At 53.6% G+C, this 19,708-nt stretch carries 17 protein-coding genes and 1 pseudogene; 7 read left to right on the top strand and 11 right to left on the bottom strand.

Going from position 1 to position 19,708, the window contains the following annotated elements; genetic code table 11:
- Positions 1-120: 120 nt before the first annotated feature.
- Entirely contained in the window at positions 121-1,047 is a 927-nt protein-coding gene (locus FDW98_RS14870) for a DMT family transporter (RefSeq protein ID WP_096759481.1), read from the top strand.
- 88 nt (positions 1,048-1,135) lie between these two features.
- Here FDW98_RS14870 and FDW98_RS14865 read toward each other — a convergent pair whose 3' ends face one another.
- Entirely contained in the window at positions 1,136-1,786 is a 651-nt protein-coding gene (locus tag FDW98_RS14865) for an OapA family protein (RefSeq protein ID WP_096758557.1), read from the bottom strand.
- A 219-nt stretch (positions 1,787-2,005) separates the two neighbouring features.
- Between FDW98_RS14865 and fklB the strand changes: the two genes are divergently transcribed.
- Together fklB and cycA are read left to right on the top strand one after the other, a co-directional pair.
- On the top strand, positions 2,006-2,626 hold the full coding sequence (fklB, locus tag FDW98_RS14860) for an FKBP-type peptidyl-prolyl cis-trans isomerase (protein ID WP_168246986.1): 621 nt from the start codon (positions 2,006-2,008) through the stop codon (positions 2,624-2,626).
- A gap of 309 nt (positions 2,627-2,935) precedes the next feature.
- The gene (cycA, locus tag FDW98_RS14855) at positions 2,936-4,345 is read left to right on the top strand and encodes a D-serine/D-alanine/glycine transporter (protein WP_096758556.1); all 1,410 of its coding nucleotides are present in this window, start codon (positions 2,936-2,938) and stop codon (positions 4,343-4,345) included.
- A gap of 63 nt (positions 4,346-4,408) precedes the next feature.
- Here cycA and ytfE read toward each other — a convergent pair whose 3' ends face one another.
- Complete coding sequence (gene ytfE, locus FDW98_RS14850) at positions 4,409-5,071, bottom strand: iron-sulfur cluster repair protein YtfE (RefSeq protein ID WP_096758555.1); 663 nt, start codon at positions 5,069-5,071, stop codon at positions 4,409-4,411.
- A gap of 245 nt (positions 5,072-5,316) precedes the next feature.
- Between ytfE and FDW98_RS14845 the strand changes: the two are divergent.
- Positions 5,317-6,888: pseudogene (locus tag FDW98_RS14845) on the top strand (methyl-accepting chemotaxis protein).
- A 64-nt stretch (positions 6,889-6,952) separates the two neighbouring features.
- Here the strand turns inward: FDW98_RS14845 and FDW98_RS14840 are convergent.
- The 3 genes from FDW98_RS14840 to FDW98_RS14830 all read right to left on the bottom strand — a co-directional run bounded on the left by FDW98_RS14840 (position 6,953) and on the right by FDW98_RS14830 (position 9,748).
- On the bottom strand, positions 6,953-7,918 hold the full coding sequence (locus tag FDW98_RS14840; RefSeq protein ID WP_096759479.1) for a DMT family transporter: 966 nt from the start codon (positions 7,916-7,918) through the stop codon (positions 6,953-6,955).
- A 75-nt stretch (positions 7,919-7,993) separates the two neighbouring features.
- Entirely contained in the window at positions 7,994-8,818 is an 825-nt protein-coding gene (locus FDW98_RS14835; protein WP_096758553.1) for an AraC family transcriptional regulator, read from the bottom strand.
- 81 nt (positions 8,819-8,899) lie between these two features.
- Positions 8,900-9,748 carry an SDR family oxidoreductase gene (locus FDW98_RS14830; RefSeq protein WP_096758552.1) on the bottom strand — a complete coding sequence of 283 codons (849 nt, stop codon included), beginning with the start codon at positions 9,746-9,748 and terminating at the stop codon, positions 8,900-8,902.
- A gap of 88 nt (positions 9,749-9,836) precedes the next feature.
- Here FDW98_RS14830 and FDW98_RS14825 point away from each other — a divergent pair, with 88 nt between their 5' ends.
- Positions 9,837-10,211, top strand: coding sequence for a helix-turn-helix domain-containing protein (locus tag FDW98_RS14825; RefSeq protein WP_096759478.1), 375 nt, complete (start codon positions 9,837-9,839; stop codon positions 10,209-10,211).
- 95 nt (positions 10,212-10,306) lie between these two features.
- Here the strand turns inward: FDW98_RS14825 and cpdB are convergent, their stop codons facing one another.
- Complete coding sequence (cpdB, locus tag FDW98_RS14820) at positions 10,307-12,250, bottom strand: 2',3'-cyclic-nucleotide 2'-phosphodiesterase (RefSeq protein ID WP_096758551.1); 1,944 nt, start codon at positions 12,248-12,250, stop codon at positions 10,307-10,309.
- Between the two features lie 189 nt (positions 12,251-12,439).
- Between cpdB and cysQ the strand changes: the two genes are divergently transcribed.
- Positions 12,440-13,180 carry a 3'(2'),5'-bisphosphate nucleotidase CysQ gene (gene cysQ, locus FDW98_RS14815; RefSeq protein ID WP_096758550.1) on the top strand — a complete coding sequence of 247 codons (741 nt, stop codon included), beginning with the start codon at positions 12,440-12,442 and terminating at the stop codon, positions 13,178-13,180.
- Here cysQ and FDW98_RS14810 read toward each other — a convergent pair.
- On the bottom strand, positions 13,170-13,727 hold the full coding sequence (locus FDW98_RS14810; protein WP_096758549.1) for a YtfJ family protein: 558 nt from the start codon (positions 13,725-13,727) through the stop codon (positions 13,170-13,172). The genes cysQ and FDW98_RS14810 overlap by 11 nt on opposite strands.
- A 326-nt stretch (positions 13,728-14,053) precedes the next feature.
- Here FDW98_RS14810 and FDW98_RS14805 point away from each other — a divergent pair, with 326 nt between their 5' ends.
- The gene (locus FDW98_RS14805) at positions 14,054-14,260 is read left to right on the top strand and encodes a DUF1107 domain-containing protein (protein WP_003025710.1); all 207 of its coding nucleotides are present in this window, start codon (positions 14,054-14,056) and stop codon (positions 14,258-14,260) included.
- An 84-nt stretch (positions 14,261-14,344) separates the two neighbouring features.
- On the opposite strand, the gene FDW98_RS14800 is transcribed toward FDW98_RS14805, so the two are convergent.
- The 4 genes from FDW98_RS14800 to FDW98_RS14785 all read right to left on the bottom strand — a co-directional run bounded on the left by FDW98_RS14800 (position 14,345) and on the right by FDW98_RS14785 (position 19,703).
- Positions 14,345-15,682: a hemolysin family protein gene (locus FDW98_RS14800; protein ID WP_096758548.1), complete on the bottom strand. Its 1,338-nt coding sequence runs from the start codon at positions 15,680-15,682 to the stop codon at positions 14,345-14,347.
- A 166-nt stretch (positions 15,683-15,848) separates the two neighbouring features.
- Positions 15,849-16,919, bottom strand: coding sequence for a 1,4-beta-xylanase (locus FDW98_RS14795; RefSeq protein WP_096758547.1), 1,071 nt, complete (start codon positions 16,917-16,919; stop codon positions 15,849-15,851).
- Positions 16,920-16,929: 10 nt separating this feature from the next.
- Positions 16,930-18,474, bottom strand: a complete 1,545-nt coding sequence (locus FDW98_RS14790) for an MFS transporter (protein WP_096758546.1) — start codon at positions 18,472-18,474, stop codon at positions 16,930-16,932.
- Between the two features lie 206 nt (positions 18,475-18,680).
- Complete coding sequence (locus FDW98_RS14785) at positions 18,681-19,703, bottom strand: Gfo/Idh/MocA family protein (RefSeq protein ID WP_096759477.1); 1,023 nt, start codon at positions 19,701-19,703, stop codon at positions 18,681-18,683.
- Between the last annotated feature and the right edge of the window lie 5 nt (positions 19,704-19,708).

Below are 19,708 nucleotides of genomic sequence, written 5' to 3'. Positions count from 1 at the left end.
AAAAGCGCCGGCCTTGTGCCGGCGTTTTGCTTTTCTGCCCTCCTGTTTTTCGCTCTGGCTATTCTTTATCCTTTTCGCGATAATCATAAAAATAAAACACAATTTCAAAGTGGTGATGGCATGGACACAACGCACCAACCTCTGTTCGCGCGTAAAAACGTGGTCTACCTGAGCGCGGCATTTTGCTGCCTGCTGTGGGGGAGCGCCTATCCGGCGATTAAAAGCGGATATGAGATTTTCCAGATTGCCACCGATGATATTCCGTCAAAGATTGTTTTTGCCGGATACCGATTTTTGTTTGCGGGGTTATTGCTGCTACTGCTGGCGATGGCGCAGCGCAAACCCATTGGCAGGTTAAGTCCGCGTCAATTTGGTCAGCTTACGCTGCTGGGGCTGACGCAAACCTCGCTGCAATACATCTTCTTCTATATTGGTCTGGCCTTCACCACGGGTGTGAAAGGCTCAATCATGAACGCCACCGGAACGTTCTTTAGCGTGCTGCTGGCCCACTTTATCTATCAGAACGACAAGCTGAGCTACAACAAAGCGTTGGGCTGCATTCTGGGCTTTGCTGGCGTGATGGTGGTGAATTTTAACAGTGGGCTGATGGATTTTAGCTTTACCCTGTTAGGAGACGGTTCAGTGGTATTGGCGGCCTTTATTCTCTCTGCCGCTACGCTGTACGGAAAACGTATTTCGCAGACGGTTGACCCGACGGTAATGACGGGGTATCAGCTGGGGATGGGCGGTCTGGCTCTGGTTATCGGTGGCTACGCTTTTGGCGGAACACTTACCGTCCACGGCTCTGCATCGGTGGCGATTCTGGGCTACCTGACGCTGCTCTCCTCAGTGGCGTTCGCACTGTGGAGTATTCTGCTCAAATACAACCGCGTGGGAATGATCGCGCCGTTTAACTTCCTGATCCCGGTCTCTGGTGCGGTGCTGTCGTCGATTTTTCTTGGTGAGAACATTCTCGAATGGAAATACGCAGTGGCGCTGGTGCTGGTCTGTTCGGGGATTTGGTGGGTGAATAAGGTGAAGCGGTAACGCCTGATGGCACTACCGCTTATCAGGCCTACAATCGCGGGAGCCGTAGGCCGGGTAAGGCGAAGCCGCCACCCGGCAATCAGTACATTTAACGTGCGCGAATAAAGCTGCCGTTAGGCTGGCGGGTAAACAGCACCTGCTGGCCGTTGCCGGTATCGATGGTTAACCCCGTGACCACGCCATTGGCATTCTGCCTGATTTGTATCATCTGACCGTCTTTCAGGTTGCTCAGCGGTTTTCCGGTACCTTCAACCTGCGCCATGGCATACACATCGGTCGGTGGAAGATTATGGTCACGGAACACCTGGGCGAGCGTTTTTCCGGAGTCTACACGGTAGGTACGCCATTGTTGGTCAATCCCGCTATCGGGCTGAAAAGGCTGCGTCTGAGGCTGGGACTGCTGGGCTTGCGGCTGCGCATCGGGATCGCCTTCCTGGATGGGTTCCGGTGCGACCGGTGCCATCTGACCCGGATCGTTTTGCGGGGCGACCAGCTGCGCCTGCAGCTGAGCTTCAGTGGGTGGCTGCGATTGCGACTGGAGATCCAACTGGGCATCACGTGTGACCGCAGGAGTATCGCTGGTATCGTTGGAAGGGAGCAGGAAACCTATCACCAGCACGATAGCGGCAGCAATAATGCCGCGGCGATGCATAGGCGGTAGCGGGTCCATAATGCGAAAATTGTCCGGTGCATGCCAGATTTTCGCCAGGGTTGGTTTTAATTCAAAGCGCCCGGGCATGGCTTTCCTCCTGCTCCGCGTCTCGTTCCTGAATCATAGAGTATAGATGCCTGATTCTATGATATTTGCCTTCATGCCCGCTTTCGTGACGTCAACGCGGGATATTCCTATTGTTTATGTTTCCTCGCGATTTGTCATCTGTTCCCGAGACAAAGTTTTACCGGATGCGGCATGGCTGCTATGCTGCCCGCTACTTTACCTCCGATGAAAGGAAATATGATGGCCACCCCGACTTTTGACACTATCGAAGCGCAAGCAAGCTACGGCATTGGTTTGCAGGTAGGACAGCAGCTGAGCGAATCCGGTCTGGAAGGGCTGTTGCCTGAAGCGCTGGTTGCGGGTATCGCTGATGCGCTGGAAGGCAAACATCCAGCTGTGCCGGTTGACGTTGTGCACCGTGCGCTGCGTGAAATCCATGAACGTGCTGATGCGGTCCGTCGTGAGCGTTTCCAGTCTATGGCTGCTGATGGCGTCAAATATCTGGAAGAAAACCGTGAGAAAGACGGTGTAAACAGCACTGAATCCGGTCTGCAGTTCCGCGTTCTGACGCAGGGCGAAGGGGCTATCCCGGCACGTACCGACCGTGTACGCGTACACTACACCGGTAAACTGATCGACGGTACCGTGTTCGACAGCTCCGTTGCCCGTGGTGAACCGGCTGAATTCCCGGTTAACGGCGTTATCCCTGGCTGGATTGAAGCGCTGACCCTGATGCCGGTGGGTTCCAAATGGGAGCTGACTATCCCTCAGGAACTGGCCTACGGCGAGCGTGGCGCGGGTGCGTCCATTCCTCCGTTCAGCACGCTGGTATTCGACGTTGAGCTGCTTGAAATCCTGTAAGCAGTGACTTCTGTTCCCCTCAGCCTTGGGGGGAGCAGAAAAATAGCGTGAAAAGCTATAGTTATACCGATGTCGATATTTTATCTTGCAAATAGCGCGCTTGCGCGTATTTTTGTGAGCTGATTCGCGCTATCAGAGTGATATGACACTCACTTTAAACATAAAATTAACATTATATCTAAATCTTAGTATTCATCCCGCCAATTCTTACCTAATATCGATGAGTCCTGATAACGGGATCGTCGTATCATAGACACACCAAAGGCCGTAGAGCCTGAACAACACAGACAGGTACAGGAAGAAAAAAACATGGTAGATCAGGTAAAAGTCGTTGCCGACGAAGAGGCTTCGTCTGAACAGTCGCTGCGGCGCAATCTCACAAACCGACATATTCAACTTATTGCCATTGGTGGCGCTATCGGTACCGGCCTGTTTATGGGCTCCGGGAAAACCATCAGCCTCGCCGGGCCGTCGATCATCTTTGTTTATATGATCATCGGTTTTATGCTGTTTTTCGTGATGCGTGCAATGGGAGAATTGCTGCTCTCGAATCTCGAATACAAATCTTTTAGTGATTTCGCCTCCGACCTGCTCGGGCCGTGGGCTGGGTATTTTACCGGCTGGACCTACTGGTTTTGCTGGGTCGTGACCGGGATGGCGGACGTCGTTGCCATTACCGCGTATGCGCAATTCTGGTTCCCTGGGCTATCCGATTGGGTGGCATCGCTGGCGGTAATCATTCTGCTGCTGGTCCTCAACCTCGCCACGGTGAAAATGTTTGGTGAGATGGAATTCTGGTTTGCGATGATCAAAATTGTCGCCATCGTCGGCCTGATCGTGGTTGGTCTGGTGATGGTGCTGACGCACTTCCAGTCACCTACTGGCGTTCAGGCATCGTTTACCCACCTGTGGAATGACGGTGGCTGGTTCCCGAAAGGCCTGAGCGGCTTCTTTGCGGGCTTCCAGATTGCGGTGTTTGCGTTCGTGGGTATTGAATTGGTCGGGACGACAGCGGCGGAAACCAAAGATCCGGAGAAATCCCTGCCGCGTGCGATTAACTCGATTCCAATCCGTATCATCATGTTCTACGTGTTCGCGCTGATTGTGATTATGTCCGTCACCCCGTGGGGCTCGGTGGTTCCAACCAAGAGCCCGTTTGTCGAACTGTTCGTGCTGGTCGGCTTACCGGCGGCGGCGAGCCTGATTAACTTTGTGGTTCTGACGTCTGCGGCGTCTTCTGCGAACAGCGGTGTGTTCTCGACTAGCCGTATGTTGTTCGGTCTGGCGCAGGAAGGCGTGGCACCGAAAGCGTTCGCCAAGCTGTCCAAACGTGCTGTTCCGGCGAAAGGCTTAACCTTCTCCTGTATCTGCCTGCTGGGCGGTGTGGTGATGCTGTACGTTAATCCGAGCGTGATCGGTGCGTTCACCATGATCACCACCGTATCGGCGATTCTGTTCATGTTTGTCTGGACCATCATTCTTTGCTCGTACCTGGTGTACCGCAAACAGCGTCCGCAGCTGCATGAGAAGTCGATTTACAAAATGCCGTGGGGCAAGGTGATGTGCTGGGTGTGCATGGCGTTCTTCGTGTTCGTGCTGGTACTGCTGACGCTGGAAGAAGATACCCGTCAGGCGCTGATCGTCACGCCGCTGTGGTTCATTGCGCTGGGGCTGGGCTGGTTGTTTATCGGTAAGAAACGTATGGCAGGTGTACGTTAATAAAAAAAGAGCCGCGACGCGGCTCTAATGCTTCATCAATCAGGGCGCTCTCAGGCGCCCTTTTTATTCACCAGCGAGGGCACGCGGGAACAACACATTGTTTTCCAGACTGATGTGTTCCATCAGGTCGTCGATCAGTTCGTTAATGCCGTTATACATGGCTTTCCAGGTGGTGCAGGCTTCCAGCGGCGGCGTCACGTTTTGGGTGATGTGCTTGATCACTTCGACCAGCTCACCGGCGTCGTCATGCTCGCTTTCCATTACGCTGATTGGCCCCATCGCCTGGCTACCCATTCCCTGTTTGATCATCGGGAACAGGATCTGCTCTTCTTTCATCATGTGGCTGGACAGCTCGTCATGCAGCATGGTCAGGTTTTTCGCCAGACCGCGTGGTACGTTTGGCTTGTCTGCGTGCACGCGTTCAACTTTGGTGGCCTGCAGGATCAGTTCCGGCAGCTGTTCGCGGTGGCGGTCATGATAACGAAGGACGATATGGTCGATAATTTCTGCCAGTGCCACGCTGCGCCAGTCTTTTTCCAACGGCTGCTCAGCCAGTTTTGCCAGTTCGGCTTCGATAGCCTCGACATCCAGCTCTTTACGTGCGGCAGTGCGTGCCAGCGTTTGCTTACCGCCGCAGCAGTAATCCATATCGTACTTACGAAACAGTGCCGAAGCGCGAGGAATAGAGAGCGCCAGTTCACCTAAAGGTTGATCGCGATAAGACATAGCCGTTACCTCATTCTCAATAATATAAGATGTATTTTAAATGCAACTTATAGCGAAGGATATACCCCTTTCGGGGTGGCGGGATTTGTGATGGCTGTCACGAAAATTTCTTATTCCGTTAACCTGCTGAATCTTATTGAAAAGGCGCAAAACGGCGAAAAAAGCCGCGTCAGAAGATTAAATAAGCGGGCGCGGCTGCCGATAGTTAGACCTCAGACAATACCTGCATAATAAAAAGGCAACAGATGTTCAAACGAATCAAAGTGATAACCTTACTTATCACCGTGTTACTTTCCCTGGGCGCGATGCAGCTCATCTCCGCAGGCGTCTTTATTGGCGCACTCAACAACGATAAGCAAAATTTTAACGTGTCTCAGCTTTCCAGCCAGAACGTGGCCGAGTTTACCGATGCGTGAATTAGCCTGAACCAGGCGCGCGTCACGCTCAACCGGGGCATGCTGCGTCTGCAGGGCACGATGGTCAGCGAGGTGAACGGCGGGCAGCTAACAGAGCTGGTAAGCACGGCAAATCGCCTGCTGGCAGAAGCGAAAGAGCATTACGATAAATACTATGCGTTGCCGGAAACGCCGGGTCTGGATGAACATCTGGCTGATCGACTGGAAGAGCAGTACGGCATTTATTCGACCACGCTTGCCAAAATGAACGCGCTGCTGGCGGAAGGCAAACTGGAAGAGATGTTCAAACAGAATGCTGAACAAAAGCAGACGGCAATGCAGGGTGTTTATCAGGAATGGCGTGCGGCACAATCCGCGCTGGCCAATGCGGGCGTGCAGGATAACGAGAATGACTACCAGAAAATTATCTGGTTGCTGTCTGCCGTCATGCTGATTGTGGTCACGGTGATTGTCGTTAGCTGGATAGCCATGCAGCGCGTGCTGTTGAAGCCACTGCGTGAGGTGATGGAACATATTCGGCATATTGCCGCAGGTGACCTGACCCACAGCATCAGTGCTGACGGCAGCAATGAAATGGCGCTGCTGGCACGTAACGTCCGCGATATGCAGCAGTCGCTGGCGAACACGGTTAGCGTGGTGCGTGACGGGGCCGATACCATTTACACCGGGGCGGGTGAAATCGCCGCGGGCAGTAACGATCTCTCCTCGCGTACCGAACAGCAGGCCGCATCGCTGGAGGAAACGGCAGCCAGCATGGAACAGCTCACCGCTACCGTGAGACAGAATGCGGATAATGCACGACAGGCGACTAGCCTTGCAAAAAATGCCTCGCAGACGGCGCAAAAAGGCGGCACGGTGGTTGATGGCGTGGTGCGTACCATGGATGAAATTGCCACCAGTTCCAGCAAAATCGCGCAAATTACCACTGTTATTGACGGTATTGCCTTCCAGACCAATATTCTGGCGCTGAACGCGGCGGTAGAAGCCGCACGGGCCGGTGAACAGGGGCGTGGTTTTGCGGTAGTAGCAGGAGAAGTGCGCACTCTGGCGCAGCGCAGCGCGCAGGCGGCGAAAGAGATTAAGGCCCTGATTGATGATTCTGGTCATCGGGTCAACGCCGGTACTGCACTGGTGCATGAAGCGGGTGAAACAATGGCGGAGATCGTCAGCGCCGTCACCCGCGTGACCGATATCATGGGTGAGATTGCTTCGGCCTCTGATGAGCAGAGTCGGGGAATCGATCAGGTTGGTCAGGCCGTTGCCGAGATGGATCGCGTGACGCAGCAAAACGCCTCGCTGGTGGAAGAATCCGCGTCAGCGGCGGCTGCGCTCGAAGAACAGGCGGCACGCCTGAATCAGACCGTTGCGGTGTTTAAAGTGTCGCGCCGGATGGCGGCGTAAACGCCTTATCCGGCCTACAAGGAATTATCGCGTAGGCCGGATAAGTGCAGCGCCATTCGGCACATTATGATTGTGGAACCACGACGACGCTCGGTTTCTCCGGCTTGGCTCTGACGGCCACCACCACACCGATAACCAATAACGCGATGCCGCTAATCGTCAGCGCCGACGGCATTTCATGGCGCAAGATAAAGGTATACAGCAGTCCCGCCAGCGTCTCGAATACAATCAACGGCCCGAGGATCACCGTTGGCAGCTTTTGGCTGGCGATGTTCCAGCACAATGCCCCCACCCACGAACATAGCACCGCAATGGCGACCATCAGGCCGATAAATACGCCTGGACGCGGGCCGAAGGGCAGGGAGAAGTCCGGCGTTTGCCCGTTCAGCCACAGGCAGGCCGCAATGTAACCGAGCAGAGAAACGGGCAGCGTCACCAGTGCCTGGGCGGTGGCCCACATCATCGGATGCTTATCGGGGTTTTCACGCAGCCAGCGGGCATTACGCAGCGCATACCATGCCCAGCACACCACGGAAACCAGTGCCAGAGCGATACCCGACCCGTAGCGCCAGCCGCTAAAATCAGGTAACCCCTGATTCAACTCAGAAATATTCACGCACAGCAGGCCAATGCCGATCAGCACCAGCGCCGGGGCCAAACACCACCAGGATAATTTACCATCACGCTGGCTATAGAGCAGATTGGCGAAAACCGGGATCACTACCGGTAACGTGCCGATGATCATCGTCGAGACCGGCGCACCGGTGCGCTGAATGGCGCTGGCCAGACAAACATAATAAATCAGGTTGCCCATCATCGTCAGAGCCAGCGCGGTTCTCCAGTCCTTGCGCGATAGCTGACGCAGACGTCCGCGACCCAGCCAGGCCAGCGGCAGGGCAATCAGCCCCAGCGCCAGGTAGCGTCCCATCGACTGTAATACCGCCGGGTATTCCGGCACGATCAACGGCCCGACAAAAATTAGCCCCCACATCAACCCCGCCAGCAGGGCGTACAACACACCGCTAATCATTTTGACATCCACATCATTGAACATTGCGCCGAGTGTAGGCAGGGAAAACGCCGCTGTATTGTATGAGATTGCGCATTAGCGCGAATAAACCTGCTTCTGATAACGCACAGGCGTAATACCGTAGCGATGGGTAAACGCGCGGGTGAGGTGCGACTGGTCGGTCAGGCCGGTTGCCGCAGCAACGTCGGCGGCGGGCATACCGCGCGTGAGAAAATCTTTGGCGCGCCACAGGCGAACAGCCATGAGCATCTGATGCGGGGTGACGTGAAAGTGCAGTTTGAACTGGCGCTGAAAATGCCAGGGGCTGAGCGCAGCCACGCGAGCCAGTTCGTCGAGCGTAACCGGGTGCATGTAGTTATCATGCAGATATTCGCGCACACGATCAAAGCGATGCGCGCCTTCCCGCGACACCGGCGCATGACGAGCCAGTGGCTGGAAGGTGTCGATCAGATCGAGCAGCAATCCTTTTTGTGCCAGCGGATCCTCGGTGTTCCACATCCCGTGGATCAGCGAACAGATCTGGCGTGAACGGTGGGGATCGTGGCGCGTCACATCATGGAACCACCAGTGGCGGATCCCGGTGACCTCTTGCAGAAGAGAGGGGTCGAGATAAATCATCCGGTAGCGCCAGCCGTCGGCGGTTTCAGCCTCGCCGGTGTGCAGCTCATCGGGATTCATGGTCACGACGGAATGGGCCGGTGCCACGTACTGGGTGCCACGATAGCGAAAACGCTCGGCGCCGGCTTCGATCGCGCCAATGCCAAACGCTTCGTGGGTATGAGGCTCAAACGCGTAACGCGAGATATGCGCATGATACAGCTCAACGCCCGGTATCTGCGCCAGATGGCGAAAACGGGCGCTGTCTTTCTCATCAATAAACTGCTCAGGTACACCCTGCACGTTATCTCTCCCCACACATCGTCTTATCATTATCAGAGAGGATGCGCGGGGATGCCACCGTAATTAACCAAATTTTAACAGTTATACGATGCCGCTGACGCCCTCCGCCAGCGATGTGGTCGGGCGTTTAATCAGTGTGCTCAGCGTATGGCTGTCGTCAAACAGCCCGCCTTTTGAGGCACCGATATCAGAGTCGGCCAACATTTCTGCCAGTCCGGCAGGCAGGCCAAACCCTTTCAGCGCGGCGGCAAAATCGGCCTCGCTAAGGTTCTGATACACCACTTTTTTGCCGCTCTGTTGAGCCAGTTCGGCGGCCAACTGGCTCAGCGTCCAGCCTTCATCGCCCGCCAGCTCGTAGATTTTTCCGGCATGGCCTTCTTCACTGATGACGCGCGCGGCGGCGGCAGCATAGTCCGCGCGGGTGGCGGCGGCGATTTTGCCGTCTCCGGCGGCACCAATAAACACGCCGTGCTCGAGGGCGGCGGGGGCGCTGGCGAGATAGTTTTCGCTGTACCAGCCGTTACGTAGCAGCGCGTAATCGAGGCCGGATTCTGCCAACATCTTCTCGGTTGCCACGTGTTCATCTGCCAGCCCCAGCGGGGAGGTATCGGCATGCAGTAGGCTGGTGTAGGCGATGAATTTCACACGTGCAGATTTCGCCGCATTGATCACGTTGCGGTGCTGTGGGGTACGCTGTCCGACTTCGCTTGAGGAGATCAGCAGCAGTTTGTCGATGCCTTGCAACGCGGTGGTAAAGGCGGCTTCGTCGGTATAATCCGCCTGGCGGACGGTAATACCCTGCTGGCTGAGGGCAGCGGCTTTCGCTGGGTTACGCACAATCGCCACAATCTGGCTGGCGGGAACGGTTTTCAGCAGGTTTTCAATAACGTGTTGGCCCAGTTGGCCAGTGGCGCCGGTAATCGCAATCATGAGGAACTCCAGGTTTTTGTCTTGTGTTGACTCACGCTAACACCTAAACTTACTTTTAGTAAGTACGCACAAAAAGGTAAGTATGAAAATGACAGCTTCGACGCTTTCTCAGCAACTGCGCGACGGCAACTTATTTGCTGAGCAGTGTCCTTCCCGCGAGGTGTTAAAACACGTCACCAGCCGTTGGGGGGTATTGATTCTGGTGGCGCTGCGCGACGGCACGCACCGTTTTAGCGATCTGCGCCGTAAGATGGGCGGTGTCAGTGAAAAGATGCTGGCGCAATCCTTACAGGCGCTGGAGCAGGACGGGTTTATCAACCGGGTATCGTATCCGGTGGTACCGCCGCACGTGGAATACAGTCTGACGCCGTTGGGTGAGCAGGTGAGTGATAAAGTCGCCGCACTGGCGGACTGGATAGAAATGAATTTACCGCAGGTTTTGGCGCAGCGGATCCCGGGGTGAACGATGTGCCGGATGGCGCTGCGCTTATCCGGCCTACAAGTCGGCTTCATGCGTAGGCCGGATAAGACGCTATTGCGTCGCATCCGGCACTAAAATTACTTACTCAAATCCAGCTGATAAATCGCAAAACCGATATCGTCGGTGGCGACTTTTTGCAGCGGATACTGTCCTTTTTCTTTGATAAACGCGGCGGCTTTATCGGACGGCGAGGTTTCAAAACGAATATCCAGCTTCGTCTCACTGTGGATCGGTGCCAGACGCCAGTTATTATCCGCCGCCGGGTGAATTTCACCGGCACGCTTCGTCTCGGCCCCTATCCACGCGGCCAGCACCGAGCGGTTTTCATCCGGTGAGGCAAAGGCGATATGGTTGTCGCCGGTACCGGCAAACTTACCGCCGTAGGCGCGATAGTTATTGGTTGCTACCAGGAAGGTAGCGTCCGGGTCGATAGGTTTACCGTTAAAGGTCAGATGCTTAATACGCTCTGCCTGCGGGTTGATCGCCTGGCATTCGCCGTCGTAGCGGGCGGGTTGTGACACATCAATCTGATAGTCTACGCCGTCGATCACGTCGAAGTTATAGGTCCGAAAGCCATCCCAGTTGATCAGCGACTGCGGTTTGCTGCTGTGAATATCAATCTGATTAAACTGTCCTGCGGAACATTCCAGCCACTCTTTCACCTCTTTACCGCTGGCTTTTACCACTACCAGCGTGTTGGGATAGAGGTACAGATCGGCGGCGTTGCGGAAGGTGAGCTGGCCTTTTTCCACCTCAACAAAGCTGGCCGGATCGTTCTTACGGCCGCCCACTTTAAACGGTGCGGCGGCGGAAAGTACTGGCAGTTTCGCCAGATCCGGATCGCCCTGAATAAAGCGTTCAACGTAAGCTTTTTGCGCGTTGTTCACCACCTGCACGGTTGGATCGTCCTGTACCAGTGCCAGATAGCTGTACATGTTATCGGCCGATTTACCGATTGGTTTGCTGACGAATTCGCGCGTGGCGTCATGGTCGGCTTTCAGGATCTCAACGATTTTCGTGTCTTCAGCGGCCAGGGATTTTTTTGCCGCCGCATCATAAATCGGGCGGGCTTCAGCTTTCGCCTGGGTGACCTGCCATTTCCCGCTGTCGTTATTCAGCACCAAATCCACCACGCCCAGATGATCGCCCCACATGCCTGGCATTACTGCCGGAACGCCGTTCAGGGTACCTTTAGCGATATCTGCGCCTTTGATGTTGGCAAAGTCTTTCCCCGGGAACACGGCGTGAGCATGACCAAACATGATGGCATCAACACCCGGTACTTCGCTGAGGTAATAAACCGAGTTCTCCGCCATAGCCTGATACGGGTCGGCAGAAAGGCCCGAGTGAGCCACGACGACGACCACATCCGCGCCCTTGGCCCGCATTTCCGGTACGTATTGACGTGCGGTTTCGGTGATGTCATTCACTGTCACTTTGCCGCTGAGATTGGCTTTATCCCAGGTCATGATTTGCGGTGGCACAAAACCGATGTAGCCAATTTTCAGCGTCTGCTTGTGACCCTCTTTGTCGACCACCTCGGTGTCTTTAATCAAATAGGGGGTAAAAAGCGGTTTTTTGGTTTTAACGTCGATGATATTGGCGTTAACGTAAGGGAACTTCGCGCCTGCTAGCGCCTTATGCAGATAGTCCAGACCGTAGTTAAATTCATGGTTGCCGAGGTTGCCGACCGCGTAATCCAGCGTATTCAGCGCCTTATAAACCGGGTGTGTTTCGCCGGCTTTCAGCCCTTTCGCCGCCATGTAATCCCCGAGCGGGCTGCCCTGAATCAGATCGCCGTTATCGACCAGTACGCTGTTTTTGACTTCATTTCTGGCGGCATTAATCAGACTTGCCGTACGTACCAGGCCGAATTTTTCCGTTGGCGTATCTTTGTAATAATCGAAATCCATAATATTGCTATGCAAATCAGTGGTTTCCATTATGCGCAGATCGACGGTTGAGGCATTCACGCTGGCCGCTATCAGCGTGGCCAGAAGCGTTGCACTAAACTTAATCATCAGAGGGCATCCTTTTTAGAACCAGGCCACAAAAGAAAATGTATATACAGCTTATTGCTTACAGAAGTGTGAATCATGCCATGAATAGAGCGTTTAAAACCGCAGGCGCTATCACAGTTGGCGGATCCTCTGACGATCGGGTATAAGTAAAACAACGAGTTAACACCGCTGCTATAAATGAGGTGGAGAATGCTAGAACATGTATGCCAGCTTGCACGGAACGCGGGCGATGCCATTATGCAGGTCTACGATGGAATCAAACCGATAGAAATCACCAGCAAGCAGGATGATTCTCCGGTCACGGCGGCGGATATTGCCGCACACACGGTGATCCTTGCAGGATTACAGGCGCTGACGCCGGATATTCCGGTGTTGTCAGAAGAGGACCCGCCGGGCTGGGATATCCGCCAGCACTGGCAGCGTTACTGGCTGGTTGATCCGTTGGATGGTACCAAGGAGTTCATCAAACGTAACGGTGAATTTACCGTTAATATCGCGCTGATCGAGAAAGGAAAACCGGTACTGGGCGTGGTATATGCCCCGGTAATGAAGATGATGTACAGCGCAGCCGAAGGTAAAGCCTGGAAAGAAGAGTGCGGCGTGCGCAAACAAATCCAGGTGCGCGACGCGCGTCCACCGCTGGTGGTGATAAGCCGTTCACATGCCGACAACGAGCTAAAAGAGTATCTGCAACAGCTCGGTGAGCACCAGACCACGTCGATTGGCTCATCGCTGAAGTTCTGCCTGGTGGCAGAAGGGCAGGCGCAGCTGTACCCGCGTTTTGGGCCGACCAACGTCTGGGACACCGCAGCAGGCCACGCCGTTGCCGCGGCAGCCGGAGCGCACGTTCACGACTGGCAGGGTAAACCGTTGGATTACACCCCGCGTGAATCGTTCCTTAACCCCGGCTTCCGGGTCTCTATTTACTGAGCAATTTGTGCAGCAGGGCGATGACCTGCTGCACCTCTTCCTGCGTTAACGCCCCGTCTTTGGCCCACTGAACGCGACCGTCTTTGTCGAGGACCGCGATGGCTGAGCTCTCTTCGTCCAGTTGCCAGGTTTTACGCGCGATGCCGTTGCTGTCGACAATAAACTGTGACCACGGGTAGAGCTTCTTATTGCTCTCAAGGCTGCTGCGTACAAACATGCCGGAGCCAGGGATCGCATCATCTGTGTTAACGATGGTGGTGGTCTGATACTTATCGTGTGGCAGATTCGCCGCTTTGATGGCCTCAATCAATGTGGCGTTTTTCTCTTTTGCCGAGGTGCGTCCGGCGATGTGTTGCACAATGCGAACTTTCCCCGGCAACTGCGCGCTATTCCAGCTTTTGTAGCTAAACTTATCGTTATCAAGAATCAGTTCGCCGCGATCGGCGATCCCGACCGGCGGCACGCGCTGATTGGTTTCAAATTTATGGGCAGAGGCCATCATCGGCAGCAACAGGCACGACAGCGCCAGCAGTTTTTGTAAGGTCATGGTGTTTCCTTCTTTCTTATTTTGCAGGTGATCCGACCACTTGGGTGTGGAATTTAATCATATGTGCGAATGATGCTTTTTCCCGCAAGCGCGATGCCAGTTTGCGGACGAGCGCACAAATCCTGTGAAAAATGAAGGCTTATACTGAGGACAGCGAAACGTTGAAAAGATAATTCTGAATAATTGTAACCTGAAGGTAAATAAACTTATACACGCTGGAAACAACGTAGAGATAGTCTATAGTCATATGGCATTAAAATTTGCGCCTGAGGATTGTCGGACCGATTGTGGTACCGCAAAGGCGTAATGCTCAGCAGGAGACAACAATGAAAATTTTCCAACGGTACAACCCGCTGCAGGTGGCGAAGTACGTGAAGATCCTGTTTCGTGGACGGTTATATATAAAGGATGTAGGCGCTTTTGAATTTGATAAGGGTAAGATTCTTATCCCAAAAGTGAAGGACAAACTGCATTTTTCTGTTATGTCCGAAGTTAACCGTCAGGTCTTGCGTCTGCAAACTGAGATGGCTTGATCAAAGTGCTATGCGGTAGTTTATGTAGTCTATAAAAAAACGGCTCCTGTAACAGGAGCCGTTGATGTTTTCAGGTCGGCAAACTTATGCCGCGCCGTCTTCTTTCGCATCCGGCAGCTTTGGCACCAGAACGGTGGGTTTGCTGTCCAGACGCGTCACCAGCAGCTGATCGATCTTGTAGTTATCGATGTCCACCACTTCGAATTTATAGCCTGAGTACTTCACTGAGTCGGTACGTTTCGGGATTTTACGCAGCATAAACATCATAAAACCACCGATGGTTTCATAGTTGCCGGACTGCGGAAACTCGTCGATATCCAGTACGCGCATCACGTCATCAATGGGCGTACCGCCGTCAATAAGCCAGGAGTTCTCGTCACGCGCCACAATCTGTTCTTCCAGACCCTGACCGACTAAGTCACCCATCAGCGTGGTCATCACGTCGTTCAGTGTGATAATGCCCACCACCAGCGCGTACTCGTTCATGATAACGGCAAAGTCTTCGCCTGCGGCTTTGAAGCTTTCCAGCGCCTCAGACAGCGTCAGGGTATCCGGGACGATCAGCGTATTGCGGATCTGCACGCCGCTGTTCAGCGCCATGCTTTGGTTGGCCAGCACACGGTTCAGCAGATCTTTGGAGTCCACGTAGCCGATGATGTGATCGATATCTTCGTTACACACCAGAAACTTGGAATGTGGATGTTCCGCCACTTTGTTCTTCAGGCTCTGCTCATCTTCGTGCAGATCGAACCAGATGACGTTCTCACGTGAGGTCATGGACGACGGTACGGTACGTGATTCCAGTTCGAACACGTTTTCGATCAGCTCATGCTCCTGCTTACGCAAGACACCCGCCAGCGCACCGGCTTCAAATACGGCATAGATATCATCGGAGGTGATGTCATCTTTACGCACCATTGGGATCTTGAACAGCCGGAAAATACTGTTTGCCAGCCCATTGAAGAACCACACCAGCGGACGGAACACCATTAAACAGAAGCGCATCGGGTTGATGATGCGCAAAGCCACAGTTTCTGGCGCAATCATACCGATGCGTTTCGGGGTTAAATCCGCGAACAGGATGAACAGACCCGTTACCAGCGAGAACGACAAAATAAAGCTCAGTTGTTCGGACAGTTCTGGAGCAAAGTACTTTGAGAAAAGGCCGTAAAAGACCGGGGAAAATGCCGCATCACCCACGATACCGCCAAGAATGGCGACGGCGTTAAGGCCAATTTGCACCACCGTGAAGAACATGCCGGGGTTTTCCTGCATCTTCATTACGCGTTGCGCATTAATGTTGCCTTCATCGGCAAGCAGCTTAAGTTTAATTTTGCGTGATGCGGCAAGCGAGATCTCGGATATCGAGAAAAACGCACTCACGGCGATCAGGCAGAGAATGACTAAAATACTGTTTAACATATCTTATCCAGCCGTTAAGGCCAGATCCTCGGAAGGGAAATGGATAAATCCGTATGAATCTATATTGAATTCAAACTAAAGACCGGCTCGTGGAAGTGAGCCGGTAAATTCAGAAGCTAGTATAGCGTAAGGTACTGTAAAGTCGCCAGAGGGGGATTATTGCGGCTTATCCAACGGCGTTAATCCGGCGTACGGTCTGCATCTCTTGTTCGCAATAGGGTGAACCGTCTGGCTTCAGGACATCATGAAACCATAGCTGTGCGGTCTTGTCGTTGAGCGCGATATCCGGCCACGGTAGCCAGGTTTGCGTTTTGCCCTGCACCAGCCCCCAGTGATAGCTGGAAACGCGCTGCGCGTTAAACAGCGGCAGCTGTTCTTCTATTCGGCTACCAACGTGGCGGGCCAGCCATTCGGTACAGAAAACCGGTCTGCCAAACTCAGCAAGCTGTGACAAAAGAGACAGTTGGCCTGGGGTATCAACATACGCATGGTAGCTAATGACATCTGAAAGTCGCAGTGCGGCAACATCTATCGGATGGGTAAAGGCGTTCCCGCATGCTGCGCGATCGTCAATATGCCAGGCGGCGACGGTTAGGGGCTGAGACGGCGACTCCTGTCGCGCCCAGCTAAACAGGTGGGTTAGCAGGGTCAAGGCGTAAATTTCCAGCCGGTCGTCGTAACGGGCAAATTCACCTGTGCTACAGAAAATTCCGCCATTGCCGGGCTCATTGTAGAGATCCCAGACGCAGATGCGCGAGTCATGACGATAGTATCGAATGATATCGCGGACGTAGGCTTCAATGTGCGGCCAGCAGGTTCTGTCCATTACGCAGGCCCGTCCCGGACTGCCCGCCGCCTGGCTATTATGCACGCCGGGAACCGGGGCTTTTTGCAGGCCGATAAACGGTTCATCGCCGGAAAAGGCGCAGTCGTCGAGCAGCGTCAACATCACCTTGATACCGTGGGCGTGTGCAATGCTTAGAAAGGTGTCGATACGGCCAATCAGGCCATCGCGGTCATGCTGCCAGACGGTAAACGGTAAGTTCGTTCGCAACTGGTTATAGCCGTACTGGCTGGCCCAGCGAAGTTCCTGTTCGATGGTGTGGATATCGAAACTCTCTGCTTGCCACATGTCGAGCCAGTTGACCGCAGTACGTGGTAAGTAATTAAAACCACAGCCCCAAGGTTGCTGCTGATACCAGCGCTGTGCCTGCGTTTTGCTCCAGGGTTTATACATGATGCGCTCCTTATTCTGCTTCTGAAAGACTGACGCGCCCCGTGGCCCGCTGTGTTGCAGTGCCACCCCAGACTTCATCGTACTCGTAGCCGGTGAGCTGCTTTATCACCACCCGAGTTTCCTCATCGCAGTCGCGATAGTTGCCTCCCAGCTTGCGGCGGGCTATCTCTTTGAGCAGCAATTTATGCGTCTCACGCGTGAGCTTGAATTTGTAGGTGGTGTAGAAACTGACGGCCAGCAGCGCGGTGGTAGCAAAGATCATCAAGCCGATAATGGCGTGCAGCGCCATTGCAGGCTGGGCGCCGCTGCCTTTCACAAAACCCGACTCCTCCAGCACCATGCCGATCAGCAGGATAGCGATAGCCACGGTACTCTTGCGGGTGAGTACCATTACGCCCGCAAAAATGCCTTCGCGCCGCTGTTGGGTCACCATCTCGTCGATATCGGGGATAAAACTGTAAATATTCCACGGAATATAATAGAGACCCGAGCGCGCTATGCCGAGCAGAATAAAGACGGCGGAGAACAACACGTTGGAGACCTGAGTTTGGGTGTAATAGATAATAAATAAAAATGCCAGTACCGCAAATATACAACTATAAGAGAGTCGCAGCGCCGCGGACGGCGTAATATTGAGTTTATTCAGTAATAGCATAAAACCATAGGTGCCAAACACCGACGCAAACGCGGCAATGCTTAACCAGCCGGAAACCGATGCGGCATCCTGATTCAAACAATAGATAACGTAAAAGGTAAATACTGAACCGAATACATCCATCGCGGTGAAAGAGAAAATATAAATAATAATATGCAAACGAAAGGCGCGAATTTTGAACGAGGAGAAGAGGTCGAGTACCAGGTACTTCAGATGATTGAACAATCCGCTGCTGCGCTGAAGGTCCGTTTTAAATGTCTCCTCTTGCACATCTTTGGCCTCCCATGTGCAGCGCCAGGTAATAAACACGGCGATACAGAAAACGACGGAAAAGATAATCCCGGTCAGGGTGTAGGTAAACGGATTATCTTTGCCCGTAAACTGCATCAGAATGCCGGGAACCGAGACGGCCAGAAAGCCGCCGAGCTGCGAGCAGATCATGCGCACGCCGGAAAGGCGGCTGCGCTCTTCGTAACGGTTAGTCATCTCTGCTGCCAGGGTTTCCCACGGTACCAGTACCATGGCCGACAGCAATTCAATCGACAAATAGGTTCCCAGGTAATACCAGTAACCCATATCGGTCAGCCACAGCAGGGCATAGAGAAACATGAGCGGCGAACTGAGTAATAAAAAGAAGCGGCGACGGCCAAATTTCCGCCCAAGCCAGGTATTGCCAAAATTATCGGTGACGTAGCCCATAATCGGGCTGAGTAAAGCATCAATCACGCGGGCAATAGCAAATATGGAACCTGCCTCCAGGACGCTTAAACCGCAATAGGTAGTGTAAAAAAATAACAGCCAGGTGCCGATAATAGCGAAAGCCCCGCCGCCAAATAAATCAGTGATGCCGTAGCCAATTGCCACGCCATAACCGACTCTGCGTTCAGTTGGTTTAACCATAATTATTTTTCCAGTGTATATACACGTCATCCTTCAAGCAGCCTCTTTGTTGGCTACGCCTGCTCACCCCAGTCACTTATTTATGTAAGCGCCTGGGCGTTACCAGACTTGCCGCCTTAAAACATCTTGAATGATTTTGTGTATAGGGTATCTGTATGCCGGTATTACCCGGCTTATTTATTTACTTATGGAATGCTTAATGAATTTTAATTATTAATATTTATCCATTGTCGCGTCAGAGATGAACGATAAATAGCGTCCACCATCAACAGCGATTTTTGGGCTTGATGGATATCGATATATTCTGTCTGACCGCGATGGGTAATAGCATGATAGAACTGGCGAATGGCCAGTTGGTGACCAAGACCCCAGTAGCTTTTGGCGCTGCCGTCTGGTGAACCATCGCTATCCAGCTTCAGGCGCTGGTCCTTTGTGACGCGCCATAGCGCGTTGTCAGTTAGCTGAAGCATGGCGTTTTCACAGTGGATCTCCAGCAGCAGCGGCGAATCGAGCGTATTGCAGTTGCTGGCGTAAAACAGGCCACGTGCACCGTTGGCAAAATGCAGCGTTGCCATCGCGCTGTCTTCTGCTTCCGTCACCGCTGCCAGTTCGCTGCTATCCACCACGCCTTTTAAGCGTGTGACGCCCCCGGCGAACCACTGCATCAGATCGAGAGTATGAATAGCCTGATTAATCAGTAAACTGCCGCCTTCGCGAGCAAAACGCCCGCGCCACGGACTGTCGCTGTAGTACGCCCCGGAGCGTGACCAGGTCAGCACGGCTTTCATGCTGAGCATTTTGCCAAGCGTATTTTTCGCCAGTTCATCGCGTATGCGTAGGCTGGTGGGATTCAGTCGGTTTTGGTAACACACGCCCAGCAGTCCCGGCGCCGAGGCTGCGGCGTCAGCGATGTCGGCAACTTCCCCTCCATTCATGCCTACCGGTTTTTCGCAAAACACATGTTTCCCGGCAGCAAGGGCGGCGAGAATCATATTTTTATGCTCAAAATGCGGCGTACAGATATGCACGACGTCAATGTCGTTATCCAGCAGCATTTCCCGGTAATTGGGGTAAAAGCGGCAGTTATAGGCCATCGCCTGCTGTAGCCCGTTGACGCTGTCGGTGTCGACCAGCGCGCGTAGCGTCACCCCCGGCAAGAGCCGTAGGGCGTTGACGTGACTACGGTGGATGGCACCGGCACCAATAATGGCGGCATTTAACGTTTTCATGCTGC

The sequence above is a fragment of the Citrobacter sp. wls711 genome, from assembly GCF_005281055.1.
GTDB lineage: Bacteria > Pseudomonadota > Gammaproteobacteria > Enterobacterales > Enterobacteriaceae > Citrobacter > Citrobacter gillenii.
This window is presented reverse-complemented; position numbering and strand designations above follow the sequence as displayed.